The organism is Photorhabdus temperata, from assembly GCF_025384845.1.
Classification (GTDB): domain Bacteria; phylum Pseudomonadota; class Gammaproteobacteria; order Enterobacterales; family Enterobacteriaceae; genus Photorhabdus; species Photorhabdus temperata.
Map to the genome: position 1 here is coordinate 1 of NZ_JAJAFX010000183.1, position 1,037 is coordinate 1,037.

A 1,037-nucleotide genomic window follows, 5' to 3' on the forward strand; every position below is an offset into this window, starting at 1 on the left:
ATAAGGCCAATCATGCGGTGCCGAGTAGTCGGAAAGTGAACGGCAAGGTGTTGACCGGAGATATCAGTTTGAGTGCCGGGGATGTGGGGGCGTGTCGTGCTTATAGCGGCTCGATCAATACAGGCGGGGGCACATGGACTACTCAAGAGTTTATTGCATGGCTTAAGCAAAACGGGGCCTTTGATGTTCCATACTGGATGTGCAAAGGCTCATGGTCATATGCCGACAATCGTATAATCAACGATACAGGCTGCGGTAATATCTGTCTTGCGGGGGCTGTGGTTGAAGTCATGGGCGTAGAATCTGCAATGACTATCCGTGTTACAACACCGACGACAACAAGCGGAAACGGTATTGCAAGCGTACAATTTACTTATATTAATCATGGTGAAGGGTACTATCCGGGTTGGCGTAGGGACTATAACACCGCAAATAAACCTACTGTTGAGGATGTAGGAGCATGTCGGGCCTATAGCGGCTCGATCAATACCGGCGGTGGCACATGGACCACTAAAGAGTTTATTGTATGGCTTAAGCAAAACGGGGCCTTTGATGTTCCATACTGGATGTGCAAAGGCTCATGGTCATATGCCGACAATCGCATAATCAACGATACGGGCTGCGGCAATATCTGTCTTGCGGGGGCTGTGGTTGAAGTCATGGGCGTAGAATCTGCAATGACTATCCGTGTTACAACACCGACGACAACAAGCGGAAACGGTATCGCAAGCGTACAATTTACTTATATTAATCATGGTGAAGGGTACTATCCGGGTTGGCGTAGGGACTACAACACAAAAAATAAGCCTTCTGCTGAGGATGTAGGGGCTTTTCCTGGATTTATTTTTGTCAATAGTATCCCGACACGTAGTTATGTTGGGGCTTGGGGCGGATCCGGGAACGGGAGTTCGGGGTGGGTTAAAGGACTTAATATCGGTACGGCAGGTAGTGATGTAGGTCAACTATACATTGATCCCGATGGAAATCTTTATGCATATTTTTTAAATAATAATGGCTTTACAAGAGGGGGAGCAGTC

1 pseudogene is annotated in these 1,037 nt (G+C 47.6%); it reads left to right on the forward strand.

The annotated features are described in order from the left end of the window. Positions 1-1,037, forward strand: a pseudogene (locus tag LGZ99_RS24470) (hypothetical protein); the annotation flags it as partial.